Here is a 13808-nt window from a genome sequence, read left to right on the forward strand (position 1 = left end):
CCTATACAGTTTTCAATCCTTGTTTCCCCTTACTAAATACTTTCTCTAATTTTAAGAAGAACTGTTCAATTGCTATTGAAAGTATCCAGTAAATAATTGCTAATGCAAGAAATATTTCTAATGCATGTGCGTTATAGTTGCCCGCAATAATAAGATTTGCTTTTCCGACAACATCTATCAACCCGATTGTATATGCTAACGATCCTTCTTGAAGTACTGCCAGCAAGCTGTTTCCAAAGTTCGGTAATGCGACTACAAAAGCTTGGGGAAATACGATTCGTCTATAAGCCTGTGAATTGCTTAGCCCAACACTTACTGCGGCCTCAAATTGTCCCTTGTCAATTGATTGAAAAGCTGAGCGCATGACCTCGGACATAGCCGCCGCAAATTGAAGTGTAAAAGTGATTATGACAAATACAGCTGTGTGTATATTGTTCAAATTCAGACCGACACGATCACCGATTGCAGGAAGTCCATAATATACTAAAAAAAGGAGTACGATAGAGGGTGTACACCTTAATATCGTTGTATAACCATTAGCTACCTTCCTTGCAAATTTACTTTTCCCTATTTTCGCCGCCGTTAAGATAAAGCCCAGGAACGTACCGAACAGGACGGAAAGACCTGCAACCATAAATGTCATTTTTAAAAAAGGAATTAGTAGTGGGATGGATTCCCATATATATGATGCGTCAAAATACTTCTCCATGTATCCACCCCGCTTTCATTTTCAAATTGTAACCATTTGATTGACAAAGGCTGTTGAGCATATCGCACACCCAACAGCCTTTATATCTTTAGCGTTATCTCTCTACAGCGTCCAACACTTCAAACAAATCTCTGCCGTAAAACGATGTGCTTAATTCACTTGTCTTCTTTTCTTCTTTCAATTGTTTAACTGCTTGATCATAGGCATCCGCAAATTCCTGTTCTTTCTTATTGAATAAAGGCCATGTTTTTATGACTGCAAATTCATTGTAAACAACCTCGTCTGCCAGATTATGATACGGGCCATCTTCAGCAGTCACTTGCTTTTCAAAAGGACCCTCAATGATAACACCACCATCTACGCGACCTTCATTCACCCACTGAACAACGTCAACTGTGAAAGCATCTCCAGCTTTCAACTGCACTTTATTACCCGGATTTTCTTTGTTATATTCATCAATTACAGTGTATTGAGCATTATTAGCTGCAATAGGTGCCAACGAAAAGCCGGCAGAAGCGAAGTCTGATAGGGATTTGATATGTTCATTCTCTTTCTTAAGCACAAGACCCGCACTGCTTAAGCCGATAAATTCTTTCGGGAAGATAAATTTTTCTGTTCTTTCTTGTGTCCAAAATGCATTTTTAACCCCTACCTGGTATTTCCCTTGTTCGACACCCACAAGTAGGTCATCGCTTGTCGTTCCAACGTACTCAAATTCGTATTGTGGAAGTAATTCATCAACTAGTTTCATCACTTCAACATCATATCCAGTTGCATTTCCTTTTTCATCCAACCAGGACATTGGTTTTGAAGCTTGATCATAGGCGATTTTCACTTTTTGTATGTCTGAATCATTACCATCGGCCGCTTTACTTGAGTTACATCCAGCTAAAATAGTAGTTAATGCTAAACCAATTGCCGCAAGTTGAAACACGCTTCTTCTTCTCATCATGAAATCCCCTTTTTCGCTTCAATCCAATATGCTTACATTTGGATAGCGTTTTTTATTGTATCTTGTTCAATTGCAGTCAGTGCCAATTTCTTAATTGTCATATCGTCCATAGGAGGATTGTGCAAACCTGCCCTGACATCCCGATAATAGCGCTGTAATGGATTCGTCCGTTGAAGACTTTTTGCACCTACAATTCTCATTGCTTTATCGACAATCGTAATGGCTGAATTCGTAATGGTGTGCTTGACAACAGCGACCTCATTTGTCAGATAGCCTCTTCGTGATTCATCATCATAGGCCTCCGCCACACTATAAATCAGATGCCTTGCCTGGGTTAATTCCAAATCAATTTCTCCTAGTAATTGTTGAACATTTGGCAATTGACTAATTGGTCCATTCAGGCTGTTAGGTGAATAATTATTTGCAAAATGCACAGCATAATCACGTGCTGCCTGTGCAATTCCTAGATAACATGCTGGTATGTGAAGAAGCCAACCACTAAACGGAGCGCCACTTGGCTTGTCAGGAAGTTCAACAAGTTTTGACTCTTCGACTTTGACATTATCGAGAACGAGATCGTGACTTCCAGTTCCTCTCATTGAAATGACGTCCCATGTATGATCAATTGTTAGTCCTTCTAAATCTTTGTGAAGCAGGAAGAATCCTACTTGTTGTTGTTCTTCAATCCACGCAGATGTTAGAAAATATGTTAATACTGGAGAAGCCGTTGTAAATGTTTTACGTCCCGATAATACCCATGAACCATCTTGTTTTACCGCATTTGTACCAGGACGTCCTCCCCGAGTTGGACTCCCTGTTTGTGCTTCACTCACAGAGCGGTTCACTAAAGCTCCATTCAGAACTTCCTTGGCAAAGAATTCAAGATTTTTATCATTCCATAACCCTTTTCCGAAAAGTTCTCCGACAACTCCGAGATTCCATCCGATGGAAAGTGCTGTATTTCCATCAAAACTCGCTAATGTTTCTTGAAGGAGTACCATATCGTACACCTTTAACCCTTCTCCGCCGTAAGCTGTTGGAATTGTACTACTCGTATAACCCATTTGGATTAACTCTTGAATGTTTTCCGTAGGGAAGATGGCTAACTCATCAGTTTGTGCTGACGTATTTTTGAAATTTATTTCTTTCTTATACAACTTCTCTAACCAAGTCTTTTGACGTTCTGTTTTGACAAATATGCTATTCACCATTTCTCCCCCTAATGTCTTCTAATGAAGCTAAGCTATCTTTTAATTAGTAGTTTATACTATGCTAATCATTCCGATAGGTTTCATCGGAATTTAACTAATAGTAAGCTACGAATAATTACTCTGTCAAGATAATTCGCTCTTTTATGAATTTACGATAAAAAATACCCCTTTCTAAATCGAAAGAGGTATTAGCTATTATATGGTTAAAAGATTACTTACCTAACAGTCTCATACACGATGCCGATTTAATCAGGAATACAGACACCTGTAATTAAATTGTAGCCATTTTCATTGATTATAATATGATATTCTTTATTGCGCACTAACGGGCAGTAAGCCCCCCCACTATGATTGATGATTAACTTCATTGCGCTCCTATTATTTCAGATTAAATGAAAGGCGAAAAGGTGTTTTCAACATATATGCATCAAGCGTTAATTTGTAATTTTTATAGACATAAAAACTACTTACAAGACTTTATGCCATAGAAGGAGGCGCTGCAATTATTCTACTTTTGACAAAAATCGTCTTGTCCTTTCCTCTTTTGGAGTTTGAAATATTTCTGCTGACGTTCCTTGCTCAACAATTAATCCTTCATCCATAAATACGATCCTATCGGCGACATCTTTCGCAAAGTTCATTTCATGTGTCACAATTATCATAGTCATTCCCTCTTGAGCCAAATCTTTAATAACTTGCAAAACTTCACGAACAAGTTCTGGGTCGAGAGCAGAAGTAGGTTCATCGAAGAGCATAACCAACGGATTCAATGCAAGCGACCTGGCGATTGCTACCCTTTGCTGTTGGCCACCCGACAGTTGGGCTGGATAATGATCACAACGGTCCCCAAGTCCAACTTTAATAAGCAATGCTTCCGCTAATTTCCTCGCCTCGACCGGTTTAGTTCCATGAATAATAATAGGTCCTTCCATTACATTTTCAATGGCGGTTTTATGAGGGAATAGATTGAACGACTGAAACACAAATCCTGTTTTTTTCCTTAATTCTCTTATTACTTTTTTTCGTTTGCGTTCTATTTTTCCACCTGCAAGCACTGTAAACTCACCAATTTCAATGATTCCATCGGATGGCTCCTCCAAGAAAGTTAAACAACGTAAAAAAGTTGATTTCCCAGATCCACTTGGCCCCATTATTACGACCACTTCACTCTTATTTATAGTTAGGTCGATTCCCTGCAAAACTTCATTCAATCCAAAGCTCTTTTTCAAATTGGTAATTTGAATAATACTCATGGTATTCTCCTCACATTAGTATTTTCAAATATTTTATTTAACGAACCAAATAGTTGGATGTTTTAATCTCTAGTTTGTTTAATAGCGTTGTAAAGAAAGTTATGAGAACCCAATAAATTGCAGCGGCAATTAAATAAATCGTGAGGGGTTCAAATGTTTTTGCGATTATCAAGCTCGACATTTGTAATAATTCCGTTACAGTGATGACAGAGACAAGTGAAGTATCTTTAATAAGCACGATAAATGTGTTTGACAATGTGGGAATAGCAATTCGTAGACTCTGTGGTAGTATTATTCTCCTTAAGGCTTGAGAATAGGTCATTCCCATTGACATTGACGCTTCCATTTGCCCATTGTCCACAGCAAGTATTGATGCGCGAAAAGATTCAGACAGATATGCACCTGCATTTAAACTTAAGGCTAAGATCCCCGATGATATCGGGTCTAAAGCAATTCCTACTTGCGGTAAACCATAATAGATAACAAAAATTTGCACAAGAAGTGGCGTTCCACGGATTATTGAAATGTAGGTACTAGCGATCCCATTTAAGATTTTAACTTTTACTATCCTTACGATTGCTGTGAAAAAACCAATAATGAGTGCAATTACTATTGATATAGCTGCCAAAAAAATGGTCATCAACGTAGCTTTAAGTAGAGATGGTAATGAATCAATAATGATTGTGGCGTCCATACATCCTCCCCCTGTCAGACAAGCTACTCAGTAAAACCATTGATTATACTATGGTTTCCTCTTTACGTTCAATTTCAATTCCTAAACTGGCCAACTCTTCAATAAATGGTTGAAACCGATCTTTGATGATTATGCTTTCTATTGGAACAACACCTGTCTCTGTTATTTTTTTCATAGCAATCCATTTGGCTGCCAATGAAGCAGGAATAGCAGTAGTTTTTGCCATTGAAGTGATATTCCGGCCATGATCATAGTAGTCAATCATTTCCCAAGTATACTTTGTGGACTTTCCACCTTTAACCCCGCTTACCTCAACCCTTACTACAGTAATATCTTCATTCGAATCTCCAACCATTTTTGTTGCTAGTATTTTTTCTGCTAATGCACGAGGCGTAGTTGTAATTCCATCAATTGTAATGGGATCGATATCTAAAAAACCTAATTCGCCTAAAACACTCATTTTCCCCCAATGTCCTGGATAGCGAACCGTTTTTTCATATAAATTTTTCACTTTATCTTTTAAAATGAACGCTGTGCTATGTGCATCTGTAATAACAGCTTCACAGACACCTACCGGATCTGGAAAAATAATCTTCTCTAGCCCTGAAAGAGGAGGCAACTTTACAAGTTTTCCATCTTTAACGGCCATTGCAGGTTTTGTATAAAGACCTAATACGCTTTCAAGACGGAAAACTACTTGATACCATAGTGGTGGAACAGGATATCTTGGAATGCCACCACAAGTCATGATTGCCTCCTCTGCTTCATCTAACATCTCAATACCTTGCGCAGCTAAAAAGTTTGTTATTCCGGGAGCAACACCACAACCAGGGATGATGATTACACCTGCTTCTTGTGCTTCATTATCCAATGCTATTTTTTCATTAAAGTTTGATCCGACAAGGTCCACTAGATGGCATTTTGCTTTTATTGCAGCTTTTACGGCTAATAAACTCAATGAGTGTGGTAGACACGCCACAGCTACGTCTACATCTTTTAGCACTTTTGCAATATCATCCTCAGTTTCTAACGTGGCCACTTTCCCTATCACTTTGGGATTATTGGCGATTTCTAAACACTTATCAATACTCCCTTGACTAACATCAACAGCTGTAATTGCATCAATACCAGTAAATTTAGCAATTTCACTAACTACTGTCGTACCTATCATTCCGGTTCCCAATATGGCAATGTGCAAATTAATCTGCCCCCAATACTTGGTTTTTACATGTAATAAAACATAGAGCAATCAATATCTCCCCTTTGATCACTCTATGCTTACTTTTATTTGTCTAAAGGCTCTGTTCCAAACCATTTTTTATAAATATCATTATATGTTCCATCCTCTTTCATTTCACTCAATGCTTTATTTACTTCCGTAATAAAATCTTCGTTTCCCTTATTAACTGCCATCCCTATTTCATCTTTATTTACTATGTCACTTGTAATTTTTAATGGAAGGCTATTTTCTTTAATATTGTAGGCCATTAATAACTGGTCGTTGATAATGACATCCAACCTTTTATTCGTAAGGTCTTGAATATAGTCACTTACAGCTTTGTATAATTTCACGTCAGCACCTTCGACGCTATTCGCAACTTCTTCAAAAGTTGTTCCACCACCAACGCCGACTTTCTTGCCTTTAATGTCCTCAAGTTTTGTAATGTCATCGGTATCTTCACGAGTTATTAATACGGAACCAGTTATGACATACGGGTCAGTGAAATCAACGCTTTTTTTGCGTTCTTCCGTTACAGTCATCTGCCCAATGATGATATCAAATTTATCGGCCTTTAGACCGCCGATTAGTCCATCCCATTTTGTTGCAATAAAGTTGGCTTTGACGCCTAATTTATTGGCTATTTCATTGGAGATATCTACGTCAAAACCTTGAAACTCATCTTTGTCATTTAAAAAATTAAAGGGAGGATATGTGCCTTCGAAAGCGACATTCAATACTTTCGATTTTTCAATGCGATCCAACACGCCTTTTCCACTGCTTTCTTTTTCTTGCCCTTTTTCGTTATCTGTACCACAACCCGCAATAATACCAATCATAAAAATCGTGATTAGTACCAAAATTAGATTCTTCTTCATTTCTTTTCCCCCTTCTATTTACATACTATTTTCATCTGTTTTCTCCATTTTTCATCAGATAAAACAGTTTAGTCTCATGTGAATTGAAAACGCTTACTAGCTTTCCATACACACTAGAATGGCAATAGAAACTAAAGAATCATACAACTAAAATACTGATAAAGTCACTGTTAATATAATCTATCCTGCCAATTTCCCCGTACTCAGTAGCGCAACTACCATCTTTCCTATTCCTTTATTATCGAACAAAGATATTTGAAAGTCAATCTACATATCTAATAATTCAATAATTTCTGTAAATTTAACAAGTAAAAATCACCATATTTTGTATAGATTCATATCCTCAATAAATCGTTAAACATCGTGCGGTGTAGGCAGTGTTTTTTTCAATTATCAAACAAGAATATAGTCCAATTAAAATCGATTACTCAATAATTCGTAACAAGTTAATCGATTTTTGAGCGCTTTGGAACTCCAATTATAGCCATTCCGATGGAAATTGCCGTGTGCTAAACAACGGGAGTTTGGACAGGTCCCAAACAAGAGAAATTCATTCTTTTTTCCTCTCGCCTCGTACTAAACAAAGCCAACACTAAAAATATGATATGAATTTTAAAAAACTCCTCCTTCTAATGTGCAAAAAACTTAGCACATTAGAAGGAGGAGTACAGACGTTACACCAGATCCATTTGAAAGAAATGACCGTGTTATAAGGGAATTAAGTGACCATCAATATTCATATAGCCACTTCTTTTTCTTTTGCCTTATACATCGCCCCATCAGCAATTTGTATCAACTCTTGAAAATCTTGCCCATCATCCGGATAAATCGAAAAGCCAAGAGATACTCCTACAGATGGGAATTCATCAAAGTTCTCATTTTCCAATTTTCGTTGAAATTCCTGTATATAATCTGACTCAAAATCATTAGTACTTGTAGGTACTAGAATCAAAAATTCATCTCCACCCCAACGTGCTACCCTATCACTCTTCTTAACAGACTTGTTTATAATATAGGCAAGATGGATCAATAGTTCATCACCTTTATGATGTCCATATGTATCGTTAATTTCTTTAAATTTGTTGAGGTCGATCATAATGACACCTAATTTTTGATTCTTGTTTCTAATTGTTCGTGTGATTTCCCGAAAATATTTTTCTACCGTTCGACGGTTGTAAGTATCCGTTAAAGGATCTTTTTCAGAGTAGTATTTTACTCGATCGAACTGCATTCCACACCACAAAGCAACCGATAAAAAGATGAATGTCAAAATAAAAAAGTTCGCTTTAAATGGAAGCTCCAAATATTGATGATAATAAAAATACCGTAGAATATTGAATAAACTAACTACTGACATCGCGATTATTCTACCACTATATTTCATGTTATTCACTCATCTCCATATTTCCTATAGGTATAATACACCACTAAAGAACTACCCGCAACTTAATATGACAATCAACACATACTGAAAAACGATTGCAGCTATTTTGCAATCGTTTTTCAGTATGTATATAACTTTGAAACGTTTTACTTTTTATTTGCCGTCTCCCAAACGTTTTCAAGCCATGCTTCAAATTCATCGCCTTTGTCACCTTCATAGGTATCATACAAATCAAGTCTCATATTTTTCAACTTTTCTTTGTACTCTTCGAACGAGTGATCTCTTGGCAAGCTTTTCTTAATTCGAAGGAAAACTTTGTTGGCATCTTTAATCAGTTCAAATCGATTTCGTGGTGGTAATTCAACATCTTCACCAAATTTCACAAGATTACGGTGAGCGGCTTCTACCACTTTATATACGGCATCGTTGTTCATTCTGTGTAAAAGTACATCGATAGTCCGTTTATGTTTCCATTTTCCTAATTCTTCAATAGCTTCTAAACGTAGTCTCCAATTCGATGCTCGGTTAACTGCCTTCCGTAATTCATCGTAATTTGGCGGCATTTCGTTTTTAATTCCATTAGTCAAGTGATCCAATCTCCTTCTATTTCAATATCCTGTTTAGTTAAGGGTAACGCTACATATTAAATACAATACCCTTCAATATGTATTGTACCATTATCTGCTGAACTACATACCTTTTTTCATGTAATCAGCCGCTTATTAAGTGTAATCATCTGTTAATATTCCGTTCACCTAGTCCGATTATAGTTAAGTTATTAAGAAATACGGGGGGCGCAAAGATGAATATTGCATGGAAAGAAATTAAGAAGAATAAAACAAAATTTATTATTTTAGGATCAATCATTTTTCTCGTCAGCTTTTTAACATTTATCATCTCGGGGTTATCGAACGGTTTATCCCAAGATAACGCAGCGTTAATTAAAGATTTACCAGATGGTCAATTTTACATGAACGCTGATGCAAACGAAACATACAACCTTTCAAGAATAGATGAAAGCGTACAAACCACTGTTTTAAATGAACAAAAAGATGCAAATGCACTCTCCATTCAGATGGGTTTTGTCAACGATATGGACGACAAGCAGTATAGTATAGCTTTCGTTACTTCAACAGATTCAAAATCGTTTGAAACTGTCGGTAAAGGAGAAGTCATCCTAGATCGTTCATTAGAAGATGAAGGGATTAAGGTTGGCGATATATTAACCAATAATCAGTTTAGCGGTGAATTTAAAGTAATGGGCTTTGTTGAACAAAAGAAATACAGCCATGCGCCTGTTGCTTTTATTAACATGGAAAACTATAAAGAAATTTACCGTGTCAATGAAATGCAATTGATTTTTGTACCAGGTACAGAACAAGCACCAGTGGTGACGGGTTTACAATCATTTTCAAATAAAGAATTCCTCAATACAATTCCAAGTTACAGTGCAGAACAGATGTCACTTAATATGATCATTTGGTTTTTGGTTGCCATTAGTGGAATGTTGTTCGCAATATTCTTCTACATGATGAACGTTCAAAAGATTGGATTATATGGCATCTTAAAAGCACTTGGCGTTAAAACAAGCAGATTGTTCGGTATGATGTGGTACCAGATGATTTTCATCACCGTGATTGCACTTGGACTGTCAGTTGCTTTAAGCCAAGGCTTCTCTTTAATTGCACCTCAAGGAATGCCATTTAGTTTAACACTTGAAACAACTGTTCAATTATCGGTTGTATTCCTTATCATTGGCTTTATAGGGGCGACGCTGTCCGGTCTGCAAATTAAAAAAGTAGAACCATTGCAAGCTATCCAACAAGGAGAGGTTTAATATGACGATTTTCACAATTGATGAAGTTACAAAAACATTTACGAATGGTGAAGTGGACGAACAAGTATTAAAAGGGATTAATATTTCACTTCGAGAAGGTGAAATAACAGCGTTAGTAGGCGCTTCAGGTTCTGGTAAAAGTACAATTCTTACAATAGCAGCGGGACTTCAAAGTGCAACGGACGGAAAAGTGCTATTTGAAGGTCAAAACATGACTGACATGAATCAGGATCAGATCAGAAAAATTAGAGCGAGCGAGTTCGGATTTGTCTTTCAATCCTCACACCTAGTCCCTTTTCTAACCGTAGAAGAACAATTATTGCTGATGCTTGACGTTTCTGAAACCAAACTTAAAAAACGTGAACAAAAAGTGGAAGTCGAAAAAATCCTCAAATTGGTGGATATGAATCATCGAAAAGATGCCTACCCTGCTTCATTATCAGGGGGTGAAAAACAGCGTGTGGCAATTGCACGTGCGATTATCCACAAACCGAAGATGTTGTTTGCAGATGAGCCGACAGCAAGCCTAGATTCTAAAAGATCGAAAGACGTCATGACATTGATCCGTGAGTTGACGAAAACATTGAACATTACAACGTTGATGGTAACTCATGATGAAGAAATGCTTTCTTTTGCGGATCATATCATTACAATGAAAGATGGATTGGTGTTATCTTAGAAAAATGTCCACTTGTATAACTGGGAAATTAAAAGTGATAAAACCGCTCAAATATTTTTTTGCGAGATAGATTTCCATGAAAGTATAGTTAATTTTTCCCCTTACTATATCCTGAATATAGATTGCCCGAAACAGCCATTCTCTTACATGGCTGTTTTTATTCTTATCTCATAAATTTATGTTTTTCAAACAAGTGTGCAAATGGATACTCTGATTTTTTGCGGAATTATAAAATCCTATTAGCTTTCACCCGGATTTTTCTGATGAAAATAATTTGGTTTAACGACGTCATTGCTATAAGGTTTGTGAAAGACATGAGTCGTTGCAGGCGAAAGTGGTGGAATCAGCCAAGACCAATTTCCTGTAATACCTCGCCCTACTGTACACTCATTTTTTTCAAAACTTTTAAATTGCTTGGCGGCAGTATGATGGTCGACTAACGTAACACCCGCTTTTTGATAAGAATTCAACACCGCAATATTTAGTTCTACTAGCGCTTTATCCTTCCATAGTGAACGGTTTGATCTTGTATCCAGTCCCATCAACTCTGCAACTTTTGGGAGTAGATTATAACGATCTTCATCCGCCAAATTTCTCGCACCGATTTCGGTTCCCATATACCATCCATTAAATGGAGCGGTCGGATAGTTAATCCCACCAATCTCCAACCGCATATCCGAGATAATTGGCACCGCATACCATTTTATACCTAGTTCTTCAAAACACTCTAGTTGTGGATGGGTAATCGTCACTTCTTTTACTAGTTTTTTTGGTATTTCAATGATTTGGGGCGATTCTCCTTCCAATTGAAAGACAAGAGGAAGAACATCATAAGGAGTCCTCTCCCCTTTCCAACCTAACATTTCGCACATCCTCGTAAATTCAACTGATGTGGAATCTCCAATAATCTGTTCAGCCTCTTCATATCCTGCGTAGCGTATAAGCTGATGGTTCCATATTCGTATCGGATCAATTCCGCTATGTCGTGGTGGGAAAATCGTAATCGATGAACGAATTTTTCCGTCATTTGTCGCATATTCAATATGGTTCAATAATGCGCTCTGCACATCTTCAGCGGTTTCTAATGCCCTCTCGTCAAACACTTGAAGCCTGTCCCAAAATAAACGTCCAATACAACGATTATTATTACGCCAAGCCATTCTAGCTCCATGTTGAAGTTCTTGCGAAGTATGGCTATACGTTCCAGTTTCATTTATTTCACTTCGCACTTCCTCTATTCGCTTCATCTGTTGCTCTGTTGTCATCCCAAGTTCTGCATAACATCTATGTATGAATTGCACGGCTTCTAGATGTAATCTATGTTTTTCAGTATGTAAACTCAAAGTTCATCATCTCCAATATTGCCAGTATACCATTCAAAATGAGCTGGTTTCTTCTTCAATTTAGCCAGCTTTTCGAACTTTGTGTTCTAATTAATGGAACACATAAAGTACTAGATTTCCCCTGGACTTACACATGTATTGATTAACCAAAATTCACCAAAAAGACTTACTCAAATATCAAGTACTCCGTGTATAGTTGCTTTTGGTTCGCTTTGAATTGAACCACTTCTATACCATTATCGAGATGCCTTGAATAATTCATCGAAAGCGGACCGGAAATGATCCAGTGAAAATAGAGTTTTCCAAGTCTTTAATACCTGCACTTTACGCAATAAAATGGTTAATCAACAGACGTTTTATTTCTCCAAAAAAAAAACGCAAACCAATAGGTAATCGGTTTGCGCTGTTACATTATGACCCCATTTTTCTACGGGCACTGCTAACTTTTTTTGCTTGTTGGCTTTGCATTTTTTTAGCAGATTGTGCTGGATTGCCTTTTGCGTTGTTATCAGCAGTTTGGTTCTTCTTCGCTTCTAACTGTTGTTGTATCACTTCTTTTAAGCTTATCTTTTTCTTTGGCGCTTCGTGTTCATTTGTTTCATTGTTTTCAGTCATTTAAAATCCTCCTTACTATTGAATAATGATTGATTTTACTTCTCTCTAGTATAACCGAAATTCGATGACTACTGGGGATTTTCTAAAATTAATTAAAAAACCTATAGTTTTTCTATTTTATCAGTCAATTCACACACGGAAATATCATACTATTAGTCCCTAGACCATAATGCGTTCAATTTGAACAATTAAAACATAAATCATGACCTATATGATGACAATAGTCCTTTTTTATATAGGAATGCAACGATTTTCCTTTCTAATAATAACTGTTTTTGCAAGGTCTTGAAAAGTGTTCAAAAGTAACCTCCACAAATTAATGAAAGATGAAAAAAATCACCGAACAATTGGCAAGCTCTCTCAAACAACAATCGTTGGTATTAAAATAAAGCCAGAGAATTAAATAATGTTTCGACGATTTTAACTGTATTTCTACTTTGAAGTATAGGTGCTACAGGCTGAAGGTCAATAATCCTGAGTTTCAACTCTCCCTGCCCCTTTCCTTCACAGCAAGTCACATTCCTGTACATGATAATTTTCATATTGTAAAGTAATTGATGAAATGTAGTAAGTAGAGGAAGTGGAATCATGTTGAAAAATGCTTTAGGACGTTTTCGTTTGATTGGTATATTGGAAGGCAGTTCACTACTGATCCTATTGTTTATCGCAATGCCATTAAAGTATTGGTTCGGTATGAAGAGTGCAGTAACAATCATCGGAACACTTCATGGCTATATATTTCTAGCTTATATCGCAGCAATTGTATATACGATGATTAAGGTGAAATGGCCGTTTAGGTTTACGATCGGTGCACTTCTTTCAGCATTTATCCCCTTTGGCAATTTCATTTTGGACAGACGACTCAAAAACTTGAAAACGAACTAAAAATATATTTATATGTTGAACTAATGATTCTATATAATCTCCAGCAAAGGCATCCCCGAGCGTTGTTGAGAGGATTCTTTATGCCAACATATTATAGTATAATAGATTCTGTCAAAAAAAAGCGAAACCCATTTCAATAAAAGGGGCTT

General features: G+C 36.9%; 14 protein-coding genes. 3 read left to right on the forward strand and 11 right to left on the reverse strand.

The window, feature by feature from the left end; translation table 11 throughout:
* Position 1 precedes the first annotated feature (1 nt).
* The 9 genes from MKZ26_RS03840 to MKZ26_RS03880 all read right to left on the reverse strand — a co-directional run bounded on the left by MKZ26_RS03840 (position 2) and on the right by MKZ26_RS03880 (position 8863).
* Positions 2 to 709 (reverse strand): amino acid ABC transporter permease, encoded by a 708-nt coding sequence (locus tag MKZ26_RS03840; RefSeq protein WP_340764521.1) that lies wholly within the window; start codon positions 707 to 709, stop codon positions 2 to 4.
* A gap of 94 nt (positions 710 to 803) precedes the next feature.
* Entirely contained in the window at positions 804 to 1658 is an 855-nt protein-coding gene (locus MKZ26_RS03845; RefSeq protein ID WP_187047878.1) for a transporter substrate-binding domain-containing protein, read from the reverse strand.
* A gap of 35 nt (positions 1659 to 1693) precedes the next feature.
* A complete protein-coding gene (locus tag MKZ26_RS03850; protein WP_340764523.1) occupies positions 1694 to 2869 on the reverse strand; it encodes an acyl-CoA dehydrogenase family protein in 1176 nt (391 codons plus the stop codon).
* A gap of 506 nt (positions 2870 to 3375) precedes the next feature.
* The gene (locus MKZ26_RS03855) at positions 3376 to 4119 is read right to left on the reverse strand and encodes an amino acid ABC transporter ATP-binding protein (RefSeq protein ID WP_067213936.1); all 744 of its coding nucleotides are present in this window, start codon (positions 4117 to 4119) and stop codon (positions 3376 to 3378) included.
* A gap of 43 nt (positions 4120 to 4162) precedes the next feature.
* Positions 4163 to 4819 carry an amino acid ABC transporter permease gene (locus MKZ26_RS03860; RefSeq protein WP_067208918.1) on the reverse strand — a complete coding sequence of 219 codons (657 nt, stop codon included), beginning with the start codon at positions 4817 to 4819 and terminating at the stop codon, positions 4163 to 4165.
* Between the two features lie 43 nt (positions 4820 to 4862).
* Positions 4863 to 6017 (reverse strand): saccharopine dehydrogenase family protein, encoded by a 1155-nt coding sequence (locus MKZ26_RS03865; RefSeq protein WP_067208915.1) that lies wholly within the window; start codon positions 6015 to 6017, stop codon positions 4863 to 4865.
* An 86-nt stretch (positions 6018 to 6103) separates the two neighbouring features.
* Positions 6104 to 6916, reverse strand: coding sequence for a transporter substrate-binding domain-containing protein (locus tag MKZ26_RS03870; protein ID WP_340764526.1), 813 nt, complete (start codon positions 6914 to 6916; stop codon positions 6104 to 6106).
* Positions 6917 to 7652: 736 nt separating this feature from the next.
* Positions 7653 to 8300 (reverse strand): GGDEF domain-containing protein, encoded by a 648-nt coding sequence (locus MKZ26_RS03875; RefSeq protein WP_340764528.1) that lies wholly within the window; start codon positions 8298 to 8300, stop codon positions 7653 to 7655.
* 146 nt (positions 8301 to 8446) lie between these two features.
* Complete coding sequence (locus tag MKZ26_RS03880; RefSeq protein ID WP_445683451.1) at positions 8447 to 8863, reverse strand: HEAT repeat domain-containing protein; 417 nt, start codon at positions 8861 to 8863, stop codon at positions 8447 to 8449.
* A gap of 239 nt (positions 8864 to 9102) precedes the next feature.
* Between MKZ26_RS03880 and MKZ26_RS03885 the strand changes: the two genes are divergently transcribed.
* Positions 9103 to 10137 carry an ABC transporter permease gene (locus MKZ26_RS03885; protein ID WP_340764530.1) on the forward strand — a complete coding sequence of 345 codons (1035 nt, stop codon included), beginning with the start codon at positions 9103 to 9105 and terminating at the stop codon, positions 10135 to 10137.
* 1 nt (position 10138) lies between these two features.
* On the forward strand, positions 10139 to 10816 hold the full coding sequence (locus tag MKZ26_RS03890) for an ABC transporter ATP-binding protein (RefSeq protein ID WP_067208901.1): 678 nt from the start codon (positions 10139 to 10141) through the stop codon (positions 10814 to 10816).
* 239 nt (positions 10817 to 11055) lie between these two features.
* Here MKZ26_RS03890 and MKZ26_RS03895 read toward each other — a convergent pair whose 3' ends face one another.
* Complete coding sequence (locus MKZ26_RS03895; protein WP_340764532.1) at positions 11056 to 12159, reverse strand: nitric oxide synthase oxygenase; 1104 nt, start codon at positions 12157 to 12159, stop codon at positions 11056 to 11058.
* 411 nt (positions 12160 to 12570) lie between these two features.
* Positions 12571 to 12774 carry a hypothetical protein gene (locus MKZ26_RS03900; RefSeq protein WP_067208898.1) on the reverse strand — a complete coding sequence of 68 codons (204 nt, stop codon included), beginning with the start codon at positions 12772 to 12774 and terminating at the stop codon, positions 12571 to 12573.
* A gap of 588 nt (positions 12775 to 13362) precedes the next feature.
* Here MKZ26_RS03900 and MKZ26_RS03905 point away from each other — a divergent pair.
* A complete protein-coding gene (locus MKZ26_RS03905; RefSeq protein ID WP_340764534.1) occupies positions 13363 to 13659 on the forward strand; it encodes a DUF3817 domain-containing protein in 297 nt (98 codons plus the stop codon).
* Positions 13660 to 13808 lie beyond the last annotated feature (149 nt).

This window comes from Sporosarcina sp. FSL K6-6792, assembly GCF_038004885.1.
In the GTDB taxonomy this organism is placed as follows: Bacteria; Bacillota; Bacilli; order Bacillales_A; family Planococcaceae; genus Sporosarcina; species Sporosarcina psychrophila.

Coding starts and splice junctions, on each gene's coding strand:
- MKZ26_RS03840 (WP_340764521.1), bottom strand. CDS start 709: ATGGAGAAGTATTTTGACGCATCATATATATGGGAATCCATCCCACTA.
- MKZ26_RS03845 (WP_187047878.1), bottom strand. CDS start 1,658: ATGAGAAGAAGAAGCGTGTTTCAACTTGCGGCAATTGGTTTAGCATTA.
- MKZ26_RS03860 (WP_067208918.1), bottom strand. CDS start 4,819: ATGGACGCCACAATCATTATTGATTCATTACCATCTCTACTTAAAGCT.
- MKZ26_RS03870 (WP_340764526.1), bottom strand. CDS start 6,916: ATGAAGAAGAATCTAATTTTGGTACTAATCACGATTTTTATGATTGGT.
- MKZ26_RS03875 (WP_340764528.1), bottom strand. CDS start 8,300: ATGAAATATAGTGGTAGAATAATCGCGATGTCAGTAGTTAGTTTATTC.
- MKZ26_RS03880 (WP_445683451.1), bottom strand. CDS start 8,863: ATGCCGCCAAATTACGATGAATTACGGAAGGCAGTTAACCGAGCATCG.
- MKZ26_RS03885 (WP_340764530.1), top strand. CDS start 9,103: ATGAATATTGCATGGAAAGAAATTAAGAAGAATAAAACAAAATTTATT.
- MKZ26_RS03890 (WP_067208901.1), top strand. CDS start 10,139: ATGACGATTTTCACAATTGATGAAGTTACAAAAACATTTACGAATGGT.
- MKZ26_RS03900 (WP_067208898.1), bottom strand. CDS start 12,774: ATGACTGAAAACAATGAAACAAATGAACACGAAGCGCCAAAGAAAAAG.
- MKZ26_RS03905 (WP_340764534.1), top strand. CDS start 13,363: ATGTTGAAAAATGCTTTAGGACGTTTTCGTTTGATTGGTATATTGGAA.